This window comes from Dyella marensis (assembly GCF_900112865.1).
GTDB classification, from domain to species: Bacteria; Pseudomonadota; Gammaproteobacteria; order Xanthomonadales; family Rhodanobacteraceae; genus Dyella_D; species Dyella_D marensis_A.
Genome location: NZ_FONH01000011.1, coordinates 14988 through 28635 on the forward strand (window position 1 = coordinate 14988; position 13648 = coordinate 28635).

At 64.8% G+C, this 13648-nt stretch carries 11 protein-coding genes; 9 read left to right on the forward strand and 2 right to left on the reverse strand.

Annotation, left to right across the window (positions count from 1 at the left end; genetic code table 11):
• The first annotated feature begins 2 nt into the window (after positions 1 to 2).
• The 5 genes from BM172_RS22225 (at position 3) to BM172_RS14390 (ending at position 5341) form a co-directional block, all read left to right on the forward strand.
• Positions 3 to 704 carry a hypothetical protein gene (locus BM172_RS22225; protein WP_143096526.1) on the forward strand — a complete coding sequence of 234 codons (702 nt, stop codon included), beginning with the start codon at positions 3 to 5 and terminating at the stop codon, positions 702 to 704.
• Between the two features lie 115 nt (positions 705 to 819).
• Positions 820 to 1941 (forward strand): hypothetical protein, encoded by a 1122-nt coding sequence (locus BM172_RS14375; protein WP_026635005.1) that lies wholly within the window; start codon positions 820 to 822, stop codon positions 1939 to 1941.
• A gap of 44 nt (positions 1942 to 1985) precedes the next feature.
• Positions 1986 to 2978, forward strand: coding sequence for a tail fiber domain-containing protein (locus BM172_RS14380; protein WP_026635006.1), 993 nt, complete (start codon positions 1986 to 1988; stop codon positions 2976 to 2978).
• A gap of 106 nt (positions 2979 to 3084) precedes the next feature.
• Entirely contained in the window at positions 3085 to 4011 is a 927-nt protein-coding gene (locus BM172_RS14385) for a hypothetical protein (protein ID WP_026635007.1), read from the forward strand.
• A gap of 247 nt (positions 4012 to 4258) precedes the next feature.
• Entirely contained in the window at positions 4259 to 5341 is a 1083-nt protein-coding gene (locus BM172_RS14390) for a carbohydrate binding domain-containing protein (protein ID WP_051548596.1), read from the forward strand.
• Positions 5342 to 5381: 40 nt separating this feature from the next.
• Here the strand turns inward: BM172_RS14390 and BM172_RS14395 are convergent, their stop codons facing one another.
• Complete coding sequence (locus BM172_RS14395; protein ID WP_026635008.1) at positions 5382 to 6413, reverse strand: AI-2E family transporter; 1032 nt, start codon at positions 6411 to 6413, stop codon at positions 5382 to 5384.
• 183 nt (positions 6414 to 6596) lie between these two features.
• On the opposite strand from BM172_RS14395, the gene BM172_RS14400 reads away from it, so the two are divergent.
• The 4 genes from BM172_RS14400 (at position 6597) to ubiE (ending at position 12435) form a co-directional block, all read left to right on the forward strand.
• The gene (locus BM172_RS14400; RefSeq protein WP_026635009.1) at positions 6597 to 7490 is read left to right on the forward strand and encodes a 5'-nucleotidase, lipoprotein e(P4) family; all 894 of its coding nucleotides are present in this window, start codon (positions 6597 to 6599) and stop codon (positions 7488 to 7490) included.
• A 340-nt stretch (positions 7491 to 7830) separates the two neighbouring features.
• Positions 7831 to 8793, forward strand: a complete 963-nt coding sequence (locus BM172_RS14405; protein ID WP_026635010.1) for a hypothetical protein — start codon at positions 7831 to 7833, stop codon at positions 8791 to 8793.
• 176 nt (positions 8794 to 8969) lie between these two features.
• A complete protein-coding gene (gene plsB / locus BM172_RS14410) occupies positions 8970 to 11654 on the forward strand; it encodes a glycerol-3-phosphate 1-O-acyltransferase PlsB (RefSeq protein ID WP_081805145.1) in 2685 nt (894 codons plus the stop codon).
• Positions 11655 to 11685: 31 nt separating this feature from the next.
• Positions 11686 to 12435: a bifunctional demethylmenaquinone methyltransferase/2-methoxy-6-polyprenyl-1,4-benzoquinol methylase UbiE gene (gene ubiE, locus BM172_RS14415; RefSeq protein WP_026635011.1), complete on the forward strand. Its 750-nt coding sequence runs from the start codon at positions 11686 to 11688 to the stop codon at positions 12433 to 12435.
• Between the two features lie 78 nt (positions 12436 to 12513).
• On the opposite strand, the gene BM172_RS14420 is transcribed toward ubiE, so the two are convergent.
• On the reverse strand, positions 12514 to 13545 hold the full coding sequence (locus tag BM172_RS14420; RefSeq protein ID WP_026635012.1) for a sensor domain-containing diguanylate cyclase: 1032 nt from the start codon (positions 13543 to 13545) through the stop codon (positions 12514 to 12516).
• Positions 13546 to 13648: the final 103 nt, after the last annotated feature.

The following is a 13648-nucleotide window of genomic DNA, read 5'->3' on the forward strand; positions in this document are numbered from 1 at the left end:
AAATGGAAGCCAGATTTCAAGCGATTGCCGACAACGGGTCCATCATCATTGATTCTGATTGGCCCAATCTTGTTCTAGTAAAGAAGGGAACATTCATTGCGACATCAAATGCCGGCGCCGCGGGAAGCTATGGATTCGTCAACTGGGACAATCCGCGGGGAGGGCAATCCATCGTCTTCCTGAGAGGCGCGAGCTTCGCCACCATCACCAGCGCTGGCCCCAATGGCTTCAACTGGTTCATGCCAAACGGCTCAACGTCCTGCGATTACTACGCATTTGTGCCAGTAATCCAGTCATACGGCAATATTGGCCTGCAACTCTTCGATTCGAATGGACGCCTAACCTACGATGCCGCGCAACGCCCTCTACGTATCCGGCAAATGATTCGCGCTGGCGGAAGTATGTTCTGGCCGGATGCCGGAGGTACCGGATCAATTTATCCTTTCGCCCTTGCCAGCCCTTCCACAGCAGCCATCGCCTTCTCAGATCCAGGCATGTATGCCCAATACCTTACTGGCACTCCAGTGGGCTCGGCGCTCTGGCGTGAGCCGGCCAAAGTTTCCATGCGGCTCAATGGAAATAATGCCGAGATAGCTGTCTGCCAGAGCATCGCCAATGCCAATCCCGGATCGGGTGTAAACATCTCCTCACGTGCCGGTATGCAGCCTCAATGGCTACTCGAATGCGATGTTACCGGCCTTTGAACAAGGTCCGCTTGGATATCCGCGTTAAGCATAGTTCCGAACCCGGCGTGCAAACACCTACAACGCGAAACCTAACTGAGGCCGCCTAGAGCGGCTTCTTTACTTGGACTTCCAAATGGCACAGCAGCACATCAATCTTGGCACTCAATCCGACGGCAAGGATGGCGATACGAATCGCATCGCCTGGGGCAAGGCGGAATCGAACTTCAATGAGATCTATGGCAGCGCACTGAGCGCACCGTCGTTCAGAAATCTGCTCATCAACGGCAACTTCGACATCTGGCAGCGGGCCACCTCGTTGCCGTCGGCCGTCATCGGCCAGCGCTATTGCGCCGATCGCTGGCTGACGCAGTCTGGCGGCGGCTCGGCGAACAGCGTGGCTCAGCAGCTGGTGACTCTGGGCGACACCAGCTTCTCTTCCAATCCTCGTTATTACACGCGGGTTGGCGTGACGTCGGGTGGAACAACCGGCTCGTATGCAACCTTGTCGCAGAAGATCGAGGGCGCGCAGCGGCTTTCCGGCCGGCAGGCCATGCTGTCGTTCCTGTGTCGCACGGATGTACCCAAGAAACTGGGCATCGAAATCGAAGTCCAGTATGGCTCCAGCGGCTCGTCGCCCAACGACAGCTTTCCGCAGGGACCACTGCTGGATATCGGCACGGTGTTCCGCCGCTATGTCGTCCCCATCACTGTGCCCGCCCTGACCGGGAAGACGATTGGCAGCGGCAACGACTCGACAGCTCTGCATTTCTGGCTGGACTCTGGAGCCACTTACGCCGCGCGCAGCAGTGGCCTCCCCTACCAGAGCGGCTGGTTCGAGTTCGCCGAAGTGCAGTTCGAGCTGGGCGCCATCGCGACCGCGTTCGATCCGCGCCCAGCCGTCCAGGAGCTCGCGCTGTGCCAGCGCTACTTCGAGCGCAGCTATGACCTCGGCGTCGCCACCGGCACCAGGAATGCCAATGGCTCCGTCGTTGCCTATATGACCGGTGTCCCAGCCGCACAATACAAGGTGGGGAGCATGGCCTACTTCAAGACCACGAAACGGGCTACGCCCCTGGTGACGCCGTATGGGTACGCCACAGGGACTCCCGGCATGATGACCGACGGCAGCGGCATCGACACATCCGCCTCACTGAGCGTTGTCGGCACCGGATCGTTCTATATCTTTGCTTCGACCAGCGGCAGTACTACCACGCCGAACACCAGCGCGCACTGGACCGCTGACGCGGAACTTTGATTGCTGTCCGCCATCATTTTTTGGCTACATCTCCCAGATCGCTTATGACCATCCAGATCATCAATCTAGGCACTCCTCCCAAGGGAGCGGACGGCGACACCAATCGCACCGCTCTGGACAAGTGCAACTACAACTTCACCGATCTCGACGGCCGCGTCACTACCGCTCAAACCACGGCCAACAGCGCAGGCCAGGCCGCGAATATCGCCAAGACGGCCGCCGACACCGCCAAGGCAACGGCGGATACCGCCAAGGCCACCGCCGACCTTGCTCTGACCAGCTCCAACCCGGTCTTCCTCGGCAGCATCGGCAAGACCGGGGTTTACCAACAGTTCTCTTACCGCGTATCGAATACCGGAACCGATCGCGGCATCGGCGGCTCCTGGCCCGAGTGGACGCAGAACCGCACGCCAGCCCTGCAGCTCGACGCGATGAACAACGTCTGCGCCTATATGCTGGCCCGCGCAACTCATTGGGGTGTACGCCATCTGGCGGCCATCGATGTCTATGAAGGCGGATCCGGAACCTCGGCACCGCAGCTGCATATGCATGTGGGCAGCACGCAAAACGCCTTCCAGTTCCTCGAAGGCGGCAACGCCGTCTTTGCTGGCACCTTGACGCAGAATTCCGACTATCGGATCAAGCGCGATGTCGTCGGCATCGACCCTGCGATGGCCGCATCGAGCCTGCGCTCCGTGCGCCCTGTCGAATACAGGGACGACCGAGAACCGGAGGACGCTGCGCGTCGTGCGGGCGTGATCGCCCATGAACTGGCGGAGCCTTTTCCCCTGCTCGTCGAAGGCGTCAAAGACGCGGTGCGCCGGTCTGTGCGCCTCGAAGGCGATACGACTCCCTATGAGCCCGGCACGGAACCCGTCGGCTACAAGCCGCCAACGCAAGTCGCCTACGACGAACCGGTGCTGCAGAACGTCAACTATGTCGGCCTGCTTCCCTACGTCATTGCCGCGTGGAAGCACACCGACGATCTTCTGCAGCGGGCCATGGCACGTATCGCCGTGCTCGAACAACGGCCGTGACCCGGCCGGGGCCGAACGCACTGGCATTGCCGCCTCGCTCCCGCTAGGTTGTGCAACCTCTACTTGGCACCGGCTTCGTGCGGCGCCTATTGCACAAGGACGTCGCATGCTCCATCCCGCCCAGCGCTCCAATCTCCCCTGGCTCGCCGCCATCACCTCCATGCTGGTGGTGCTGGTCTGGCATTGCCTCACCTTCGGCATGATGGTGCTGCGCGCGCCGTCGGACAACGAGCAGATTCTCTCCTTCGTGGCGATGACGATCAGAACGGTCGGCGAAGGCGTGCTGGTGCATGGCGGGTTGGCATTCCTGGTCGCGCAGTGGCGCGGCGAGCGGAGTGAGGAATGGGCGTTCCGGCGGCCGCTGCTGCTGGCGGGGGTGTTCGCCGGCGGGCTGCTGGTGTGGAGCCTGTTGGCGATGTTCCTGTACCAGGGCCTGTTCCTGCTGATGGGGCCGGAGCAGATGGGCTCCTGGCTGCGGATCTGGATGTTCGTGCTGGGTCTGGTCATCGCCCCGCTGCAGGTGTGGTCGTCATGGCGCCTGGCCCTGCTGGTGTGCCGCGAGGATGCGATCGCGACGCCTCCGCAATCGGGCCTGCGCTTGCGGGCGGCGGGACTGGCGGCATGGATGCAGGCAGCGGGCACGGTGCTCGGCGTGTCGATGCTGTTGCCACTCGCCAATGCCTTCGACGCGTATTCGCCGGTGGTCTGGCTGAGCAGTTGGGCCGGGGCGTTGCTGGCCGGCGCGTTGACTTTCGGCGGCGCGTGGCTGGCATTGCCGCGCCACCTGTCGCGCCTGCGCGCAGGCAGGCTGCTCGGCGCCGGCGTACTGACCTTCGTGTTCGCCTATGCGTTGGCAGTCGGTGTAGGCGTCGCGGCGCTGGTGTTGGCGCTGGGTGGCCAATCGATGGACCAGACTGCAGCCATCGTGCTGATGGTGATGCTGGGCGTGCTGCCGCTGCTGGGAATGTTCGGCTTCCAGTGGCTGTGGACGCGCGTGCTGTATTCGAAGATTCGGCGCGCACTGACTACCTGAGCGGCCTCGCCGACAGCATGGCCTGGTGGTTCCAGGCCAGCGTTACGTCCTTCCAAACCGCTTCACTATAGGCAAGTCCGGCGCGACGCAGCTTGCGTTAGCTACGGCTGCAGCCCAGACATTTGCTTTCTCGGCCTCCCGGCCTCTAGCCGGAACGCGGCCTCCTCGTCATGCCTCAAGCTCATGGCGATTCCACTGCACTCAACTCATTGGCTGCCTCATGAGCAGCATCACAGGAAGCGTTACCATGCCTCAGCAACACATCAACCTTGGCACCCAATCCGACGGCATAGACGGCGACACCAATCGCGTCGCCTGGCAGAAAGCCGAAGCCAACTTCAGCGAGCTGTATGCCTACACGCCCGATGTCAGCACCTTCAAGAACAGAATCATCAACGGCAGTTTCGATTATTGGCAGCGCGGCACCAGCTTCTCCTCCGGCGGATACAGCGCCGACCGTTTCCTGCTCCAGCAAACGGGAACCACGATCGGCGCCTCGAGGCAAACCTTTGCGACCGGCCAATCCGCGGTGCCGGACAATCCCTCCTGCTACATGCGCTGCGCCGTCACCTCCGTGGCAGGCGCAGGCAATTCTGGCTACTTGGCGCAGCGCATCGAAAGCGTGGCCGCGCTGGCCGGAAAGCGAGTCACCGTGTCGTTCTACGCCAAGGCGGATGCTGCAAGGAGGATCGCGCTCGAGGCCACGCAGATGTTCGGCAGTGGCGGCTCGGCTTCGGTCAATGGCATCGGCGTCACCAGTTTCAACCTGACCAGCGGCTGGCAGAAGTTCTATGCAACCTTTGACATACCTGCCCTGGGTAACAGCACGATCGGGCCAAACGGTGACGATTTTCTGCAGATTGCGCTGTGGATGGATGCCGGAAGCAACTTCAACGCGAGGACGAATTCGCTTGGCCAGCAATCCGGCACCTTCGACTTTGCTCAGATCCAGCTCGAGACCGGCGATGTAGCAACGTCCTTCGACGTGCGGCCACAGGCCATCGAACAGCAGCTATGCAACCGCTACTGCTATGCATTCAAGGCGGCCATTGGCACCGGCATTGGCGTGGGCACGCAGCACAGCTCCACCAATACATTCGTACCCCTGCCGCTCCCAACCGCCATGCGGACATCGCCCTCGATGAGGAGCCTGGGATCGCCCATCCGCTGGAGCGGTGCGGCATCCAGCACGAGCGACCCCTCGCTGGGTGTGATCAATCCGGGACTCGTATGCCTTATTTTTTCAGTGTCCGGAGGCACGCAATGGTCCAGCGGCTATGCGGCGTCGATTGGAGGCTCACTCAATCTGGTCATGGAAGCGGAGCTGTAAGGATCTTCGGCAGCTCAATCGGACGCATGCAGGCGCCGCTTCAGATCAACCTCTCCGCCTCCAACTCACTCTTCAAATAAGCATAGTAAATCGGCGCCGCCACCAGCCCTGGCAACCCAAACGCCGCCTCCACCACCAGCATCGCCACCAGCAGCTCCCAGGCACGCGAGCGGATCTGCGTCCCCACGATGCGCGCGTTGAGGAAGTACTCCAGCTTGTGGATCAAGATGAGAAAACCCAGCGCCGCCACGCCCACGCCCAGCGATACCGACAGGCCGGCGATGGTGATGGCGGTGTTGGAGATCAGGTTGCCGATCACCGGCAGCAGGCCGACGATGAAGGTGATCACCACCAGGGTCTTGGCCAGCGGGATGTGGAAGCCCATCAGCGGCATCACGCCGAGCAGGAAGATGGCGGTGAATACCGTGTTGATCAGCGAGATCTTGATCTGCGCGAACACGATGTTGTGGAACGCCTCGGCCAGGCGCTGGCAGCGCAGGCCGAGCGCGGCGGCGAGCGGGCCGACCTGGTGCGCGGGGCGCGTGCGGCTGAGCGCGACGATGCCGCCCAGCACCATGCCGATGATGATGTGCACCAGCACGCGCGCGGTTTCCTTGCCCAGCGACTGCAGGCTCACCGAGTGCTTGTGGGTCAGTTCCAGCGCCATCACGCGCAGTTCGTCCACGCTGTCCGGCAACCAGCCCACGATCGAGGCGGGCAGCTGCTGGCGGGCCTTCTCGACCAGCGGCATCAGCTGGTCCTGCCACAGCAGTTCGGGATTGCCCAGTTCGGTGCGGAAGAAGCTCAACGCACCGAGGATCAGCAGGATCAGCAGGCCGACCACGATCGCCGCCAGCAGCGCCACCACCAGCACGCGTGCGCGGTCGCCGGGCACGCGCTTGCCGAGCAGGGGCGCGGTGGACTGCACGATCTCGTAGACCAGCAGGCCGGCGAACAACGCGGGCAGCAGGCGCAGGAGCATCACCAGCAGCAGGGCGGCGCCGGCCAGCACATAGGTGGTGATCCGGATCGGCAGGCTGGGCTGGCGGGGCTGGGGCAGGCTGGTTTCCATGCGGGGGCGGGTCAGTCCAGGGGGCCCTGAGTCTGTCAGCAGCGCATGGCGGTCGCCAGCCCGGAAAGGCATGGAGGCAGAACGACGCTTCAGAAAGCGTGGCCGCCACCAGGAGCCAGCCCGGTCTTCCCCGTGTCGTAAACTGCGGCGATTCTTCTGTCCGCTTTACCTACAGGGAAACCCATGCGTATTCGTCTGACGGCGTCCGTCGCCGCCCTCGTCCTGCTCGCCGGCTGCTCGGCGCAGCACACCGCCAAGCCCGCAACCTCCGCGCAGGTCGCGCAGGCATCCGACGCGGGCAAGCCCGCCGCTGACGACAACCTCAATGCCGTGGCCTGGACCCAGACCGCGATCGAGCACGACCTGATCTACCTGCAGACCTACCGCGACGCCCAGGCCCGCCTGCTGCCGGCGCTCAAGGACAAGAGCTGGGACGCGCTGACCAAGGAAGACCGCGCCGCCCCGGTCAAGGGCCTGAAGCCCGCGGTGGTACTGGATATCGACGAGACCGTGCTGGACAACTCGCCCTATCAGGCACGCCTGGTCCGCAGCGGCGGCGAGTTCAACGAAGCCGACTGGGCCGCCTGGTGCAAGGAGCAGCGCGCCCGTGCCCTGCCCGGCGTGGTGGAGTTCACCCAGTTCGCGGCGAAGCACGGCATCGCGGTGCTCTATGTCTCCAACCGCGCCAAGGACCTGGACGAGGCCACCCTGGGCAATCTGCGCAAGGCCGGCCTGCTGGTGTCGGGCCCGGAGGCCTTCCTGGGCCTGGGTACCTTCGTGCAGGACTGCGAGCAGGTCGGTACCGAGAAGGGTTGCCGCCGCCAGCAGATCAGTCGCAAATACCGCGTGCTGATGCAGTTTGGCGACCAGATCGGCGATTTTGCCACCGTCCTGGCCAACAACGCCGAGGGCCGCGGCAAGGTCATGGCGCCCTATATGGCCTGGATCGGCACGCGCTGGTTCGTGCTGCCGAACCCGACCTACGGCTCCTGGGAACCGGCCCTGTTCAACAACGACTGGGCGGCTCCCCGTGAGGAGCGGCATCGCTTGAAAGTCAATGCGTTGCGCGTGGATTGAGGTTTTCGCGCACGAACAATCAATGACTTAGCGCATCAAACGAAAGTGTTGCCTTAGCTTTCAGGATGCGGTTAAGATCGCCGCGCCGACCCTGCTGCTGACCACAGATACTGCGGGCAAGGCCATTTCCCTTCCGGCTCTGCCGGATTACCCCGCGAGGCCCAACGCCCGCGGGGTTTTCTTTTGTCCGGCCCCCATCGTCCGTAATGAAGTTCACGGATCGTGGACGTGGCCCGGAACTGGGACGACCTGCCCTTGTCTCCCCAAAGCGGGCGCCCTTACGCTCCGCCGCTCATCGCCGCCCAGCCGACTGGCGCTCCACTCCGCGAGATTGCTTCCCATGCGTCACCGACCGCTCCGTCACCTTCTGCTCGGGCTGCTCGCCCTTGCCGCACTGTCGGCCTGCCACGACAAAGACCAGCAGAAGGACGCCGAGCTCTCCGGGGGCGCTACGCCGGAGGAGGCGATCCAGGACGAGGTGAAGCTGATCCGCGCCGGCGACTTCGCCGGCTTCTGGAAGCACGCGCTGCCGCCGGCCGACTACGCCACCCTGCGTACCGACTGGCCGCGCGAACATCCCGGCCAGCTGCCCGGCGCCGAGGACCGCGCGCAGTTCGAAGCGAAGATGAAGGAGTTCACCGAGCCCGGCGCCGAAGACAAGCTCTATGCCGAGGCCAGGCCCAAGCTGGTCCAGATGCAGCAGCAGTACAGCGACCAGCTGCCCTTCATGATCGGCGTCATGCAAGGCATCGCGCGCAGCGCGATCGACCAGCGCAAGGACATGACGCAGACACAGAAGAAGCAGGCCAACGACGTGCTCGACGTGGTCGTGCCGTGGGCGCAGCAGCAAGCCTGGTTCGACCAGACCAAGGCCAGGCAATCCATCGCCACCCTGGTCGCCACCGCGCGCAAGCTCGACATCAAGAGCGCCGACCAGCTGCAGGCAATGGATTTCGACACGGCGATGCGCAAGTACAGCGCCGGCTACCTCGGCATCAAGGACGTGCTCGCGACCTACGGCCTGTCGCTGGACCAGGCGCTGGACTCGGTCAAGGTCACCACGCTGGAGAACGCCTACGGCTACGCCCGCGTGAAGATCGACTACGTACTGCTGGGCAAGCCGCTCAGTACCGAATCCACCTTGATGCAACAGGATGGCCGCTGGTACAGCGAGGATCTGCTGAAGAATGTGCGCGATGCGCACCAGCGGCTCAGCATGCCCGCCGTTGTCGCCAGCGTGCCTGCGCCTGCCAGCAGTACACATCCGGCTTCGATTCAAACGCCCGCATCGGACAAGCGTTAAAAGCTCATTACCCTACACCGCTAGAATCCTTCTCCCGCCGGGAGAAGGTGCCGGCAGGCGGATGAGGGTGCGGGCGGAGCGGTGCGCATCACTCTTGCGCTCCGGCCGTACCCTCACCCCCACCCCTCTCCCGGTGGGAGAGGGGCTTCAAGCTCTTCACCCGGTACAATGCCTGGATGCTGAACATGTCGACCGCGGAACTTCCCGCCCGCAGCCGCGCGCCCTGGTGGTTCAACCTGGCCGGGCAACTGCTTGAACCCTGGTTGCGCCTGCGGCGCGACCCGGCCGAACCCGCGACCCTGCTCAAGGCCGGCCTGCCGGTGTGCTACGTGGTCGAGCGCGATGGTTTTTCCGACGCGCTGATCCTTGAGCGCGCCTGCCGCGAGGCCGGCCTGCCCAGCCCCATGCAACCGCTGCAGGGCACGCGCCGCCGGCGCTCGATGTTCGCGCTGGTGCGCCGCGACGGCTGGCTGTTCGGCCGCAATCGTCACCGCGCGCCCACCGAAACGCTGAGCCAGCTGGTGCGCACGCTCGAAGCCGACCCCGAGCGCGACATCCAGATCGTGCCCGTGTCCATCTATGTCGGCCGCGCGCCGAACCGCGAATCCGGCTGGTTCAGCGTGCTGTTCTCCGAGAACTGGGTGATGGTCGGCCGCTTCCGCCGCCTGCTCGCCCTGCTGCTCAACGGCCGCGACACCGTGGTGCATTTCTCCACACCCGTGTCGCTGCGCTCGGTGATGACCGAGGCGGGCGACATCCAGCAGCCCGAGCGTTTCGCGCGCAAGATCGCCCGTGTGCTGCGCACGCATTTCCGGCGCATCCGCGCGGCGGTGATCGGTCCGGACCTCTCGCACCGCCGCACCGTGGTCGACTCCGTGCTCAACGCCGAGCCCGTGCGCGACGCCATCGCCGCCACCGCCGCGCGCGAGAACATCAGCCCGGCCAAGGCCTGGCGCAAGGCGCACGACATGGCGATGGAAGTCGCCGCCGACTACTCGCACCCCGTGGTGCGCTCGGTGTCGTTCCTGCTTTCCAACTTCTGGAACAAGCTGTACGACGGCATCGCCATGCACCACTTCGACAAGGTCCGCGCCGCCGCGCCGGGCCACGAAGTGGTGTACGTGCCCTGCCACCGCAGCCATGCCGACTACCTGTTGCTCAGCTATCAATTGCACCAGGCCGGCGTGGTGGTGCCGCATATCGCCGCCGGCGTGAACCTCAACCTGCCGGTGATCGGCCCGGTGCTGCGCCGCGGCGGCGCGTTCTTCCTGCGCCGCAGCTTCAAGGGCAATGCGCTGTACTCGGTGGTGTTCAACGAATACCTGGCGCAGCTGATCGACCGCGGCGTGCCGATCGAATACTTCATCGAAGGCGGCCGCTCCCGCACCGGTCGCCTGCTGGCGCCGCGCGCCGGCATGCTGGTGATGACGGTGCGCGCCTTCCTGCGGGCGCCGCGACGCCCGGTGCTGTTCCAGCCGGTATACATCGGCTACGAAAAGCTGATGGAAGGCAAGAGCTACGTCGGCGAGCTCTCCGGCAAGACCAAGGAGAAAGAATCGCTGATCGGCCTGCTGCGCGGCCTTAAGGTTTTGCGCCAGCGCTACGGCCACGTCGCGCTCAACTTCGGCGAACCGATCGAACTCAACCCGCTGCTCGACGCCGCCAGCCCCGACTGGCGCGCCGCCAGCGCCGATCCCGATGCCAAGCCGGAATGGCTCAACGGCGTGGTCGACAACCTGGCCGAGCAGATCCAGGTCAATATCAACCGCGCCGCCGACGTCAACCCTATCAATCTGCTGGCGCTGGCCCTGCTGGCCACGCCCAAGCACGCGATGGCGGAAAGCGACCTGCTCGCCCAGCTCGAGCTGATGAAGGCGCTGCTGGAAGAGCTGCCCTACTCCGACCGCATGACCCTCACCCCGATGGACCCGGCCGGCATCATCGCCTACGGCGAGCAGATGGGCTGGATCAGCCGCGTGCGCCATCCGCTGGGCGACGTGCTGACCACGGACGGCGAGCAGGCGGTGCTGCTCAGCTACTTCCGCAACAACGTGCTGCACTTGCAGGCCACGGCTGCGTGGGTGGCCTGCTGCTTCCTCAACAACCGCCGCATGACGCGCGCTTCGGTGCTGCGCCTGGGCCGCATCATCTACCCCTTCATCCGCGGCGAGCTGTTCCTGCCGTGGGATACGGAGGGCTTCGGCCAGCAGGTGCAGGCCACCATCGACTTCTTCGTGCGCCGCGGCCTGCTGGAAGCCAGCGGCGAAGGCCGCGTGCTCGAGCGCGGCCCCGGCCAGGACGATGCCGCCTACCAGTTGCGCGTGATCGCGCGCAGCCTGATCCAGGCCTTCGAGCGCTACTACATCACCATCGCCGCGCTGGTGAAGAACGGCCCGCACGTGCTCACCCCGGCCGAGCTGGAGAACGCCTGCACGCTCACCGCGCAGCGCCTGGCCCTGCTGGACGAGCTGTCCGCGCCGGAGTTCTTCGACAAGGCGCTGTTCCGCGGCTTCATCCAGAAGCTGCGCGAGAGCCGCATCATCTGGACCGACGGGAACGGCAAGCTCGACTACGACGCCGCGCTGGAAGTGATGGTGCGCGATGCGCGCGTGATCCTCGCCCGCGAGGTGCGCCACTCGATCCTCAAGATCACCCCCGGCGGCGACAGCGACAAGGAAGCTGGCGAGAAGGAAGCCGCGCCCGCCGTGACCGAGCCGCCTGTCGCCGCACCGGTGCCGGACGACGCCTCCGCCGAAGACCTGCATCGCCGCCATGTCGATGCCGAACATCACGCCCACGAACACGAAACGGTGCGCCCGGTCGATACCGAAGCGCAGCGCGACCAGGAGCCGCGCGCCTGAGCGCGGCCCATACATTTTCGAGTCCTTCCTCATGAGCGATCAGCAGACCACCCATTTCGGCTTCCGCGACGTCCCGCTCGGCGACAAGCAGAAGCTCGTCGGCCGCGTATTCACCTCGGTGGCCAGCAGCTACGACCTGATGAACGACCTGATGTCGTTCGGCGTGCACCGCCTGTGGAAACGCCACTTCGTCGCCATCAGCGGCGTGCGCAAGGGCGACCGCGTGCTGGACCTGGCCGGCGGCACCGGCGACATCGCCGCGCTGCTCAAGCCGGTGGTCGGCACCGAAGGCGAGGTGGTGGTGGGCGACATCAACGCCGCCATGCTCAACGTCGGCCGCGACCGCCTCACCGACCGCGGCCTGGTCGGCGGCCTGCGCTGGGCCCAGCTCAACGCCGAATGCCTGCCGTTCCCGGATAACAGCTTCGATGCGGTGACCATGGCCTTCGGCCTGCGCAACGTCACCGACAAGGACAAGGCGCTGGCCGATATCTGCCGCGTGCTCAAGCCCGGCGGCCGCGCGCTGGTGCTGGAGTTCTCCAAGGTGCAGAGCGAGCTGTTCGGCAAGCTGTACGACTTCCACTCCTTCAAGGTGCTGCCCAAGCTAGGCCAGCTGTTCGCCGGCGACGCCGACAGCTACCAGTACCTGGCCGAATCGATCCGCAAGCATCCGGACCAGGCAACGCTGAAGGGCATGATGGAACGCGCCGGTTTCGGCAAGGTGGAGGTGCGCAACCTCACCAACGGCATCGTGGCGATCCACAAGGCCTACAAACTGTAAGGCACTTGCGTAGGTTGGGGTGAGCAAAGCGAACCCCAACATCGCGATACGGCAAAGGTCTGTTGGGGTTCGCTGCGCTCACCCCAACCTACGATGGTTTTCCTTGCGCGAGCGCTTGTCCGCATACATCGCCGCATCGGCCTGCGCGATCAACGCTTCCGCATCGCGCGCATCGCGCGCGGCGACGATCATGCCTATGCTCGGACCCGCGTAATCGATCGTCGCGCCAGCCAGGCCGAAATGCCCGGTAGTAGCGACCTGCAGGCGCGTGCGCATGGCCCTGGCGGCGACATCCGCATCGCTGTCATGCGGCGTATGCGACAGCACCACGAACTCGTCCCCGCCCAGCCGCGCCACGAAATCCCCCGCACGCAACGCGCCTTGCAGGCGACCGCCGATCGCGGCGAGGAACTGGTCGCCCACCTCGTGCCCATGGCGGTCGTTGATCGCCTTGAACTGATCCAGGTCGATGAAGGCCACCGCCAACGCGCCGCCTTCGCGCTCCAGCGAGGCCAGGCGCCGGCGCAGTTCTTCCATCAGTGCGCGCCGGTTGGGCAGATGGGTGGTCGTATCCGTCAGCGCGCTGATCGCCAGCGAATCGTTGGCCTGGCGCAGCGCATGCACCAGCCGCTCGCGCTCGATCTGCTGGCCGATCAGCCGCGAGAACATGTGCAGGATCTTCTCCGCCCCGTCGGCCAGCGGCTTGCGCTCGCCGCTGGCAGCGCACAACGTGCCGTACAGCGTGCCGTCCTCGACCCGCACCGGCGTACTGGTATAGGTGGCGATGCCCAGCGCCATCGCGGCTTCCGAATCGGCCCAGCAATTGGCCACGTCGTCGGTGTAGAGCCGCCCTTCCTCCAGCGCGCGCTTGCACAAGGTGCCTTCCCACGGCACTTCCAGGCCTTCCGGAATCTGCAGGCGCAAGCTGTTGCGCGCGTACAGCACGTGCTGGATGCCTGCCGCGCCGTCGATCCGCGTGAGATAGGTCGACTCCAGGCCGGTCACGGCCTGCAGCAGTTCCAGCAGCGGACGCACCAGTTCTTCCAGCGAGCGAGCGCCGGCAACGGAATCCGCGAGCAGACTGATGAAATCGGGAGATGCGTAGCCCATGGCGGCGGCCGGATCTTGCGAGGGTTAACCCGTCGCAAGATGTTTCAGCGATGGGGACTGGGGTCGTCGTTGACCATAAAACCCGCCGCCGTGTCTTGCAACG

Excerpts from the sequence above, each read along its gene's own strand:
- BM172_RS14395 (WP_026635008.1), bottom strand. The coding sequence starts at position 6,413 with ATGGAAACCAGCCTGCCCCAGCCCCGCCAGCCCAGCCTGCCGATCCGG.
- BM172_RS14375 (WP_026635005.1), top strand. The coding sequence starts at position 820 with ATGGCACAGCAGCACATCAATCTTGGCACTCAATCCGACGGCAAGGAT.
- BM172_RS14400 (WP_026635009.1), top strand. The coding sequence starts at position 6,597 with ATGCGTATTCGTCTGACGGCGTCCGTCGCCGCCCTCGTCCTGCTCGCC.
- BM172_RS14420 (WP_026635012.1), bottom strand. The coding sequence starts at position 13,545 with ATGGGCTACGCATCTCCCGATTTCATCAGTCTGCTCGCGGATTCCGTT.
- BM172_RS14385 (WP_026635007.1), top strand. The coding sequence starts at position 3,085 with ATGCTCCATCCCGCCCAGCGCTCCAATCTCCCCTGGCTCGCCGCCATC.
- ubiE (WP_026635011.1), top strand. The coding sequence starts at position 11,686 with ATGAGCGATCAGCAGACCACCCATTTCGGCTTCCGCGACGTCCCGCTC.
- BM172_RS14405 (WP_026635010.1), top strand. The coding sequence starts at position 7,831 with ATGCGTCACCGACCGCTCCGTCACCTTCTGCTCGGGCTGCTCGCCCTT.
- BM172_RS14380 (WP_026635006.1), top strand. The coding sequence starts at position 1,986 with ATGACCATCCAGATCATCAATCTAGGCACTCCTCCCAAGGGAGCGGAC.
- BM172_RS14390 (WP_051548596.1), top strand. The coding sequence starts at position 4,259 with ATGCCTCAGCAACACATCAACCTTGGCACCCAATCCGACGGCATAGAC.
- BM172_RS22225 (WP_143096526.1), top strand. The coding sequence starts at position 3 with ATGGAAGCCAGATTTCAAGCGATTGCCGACAACGGGTCCATCATCATT.
- plsB (WP_081805145.1), top strand. The coding sequence starts at position 8,970 with ATGCTGAACATGTCGACCGCGGAACTTCCCGCCCGCAGCCGCGCGCCC.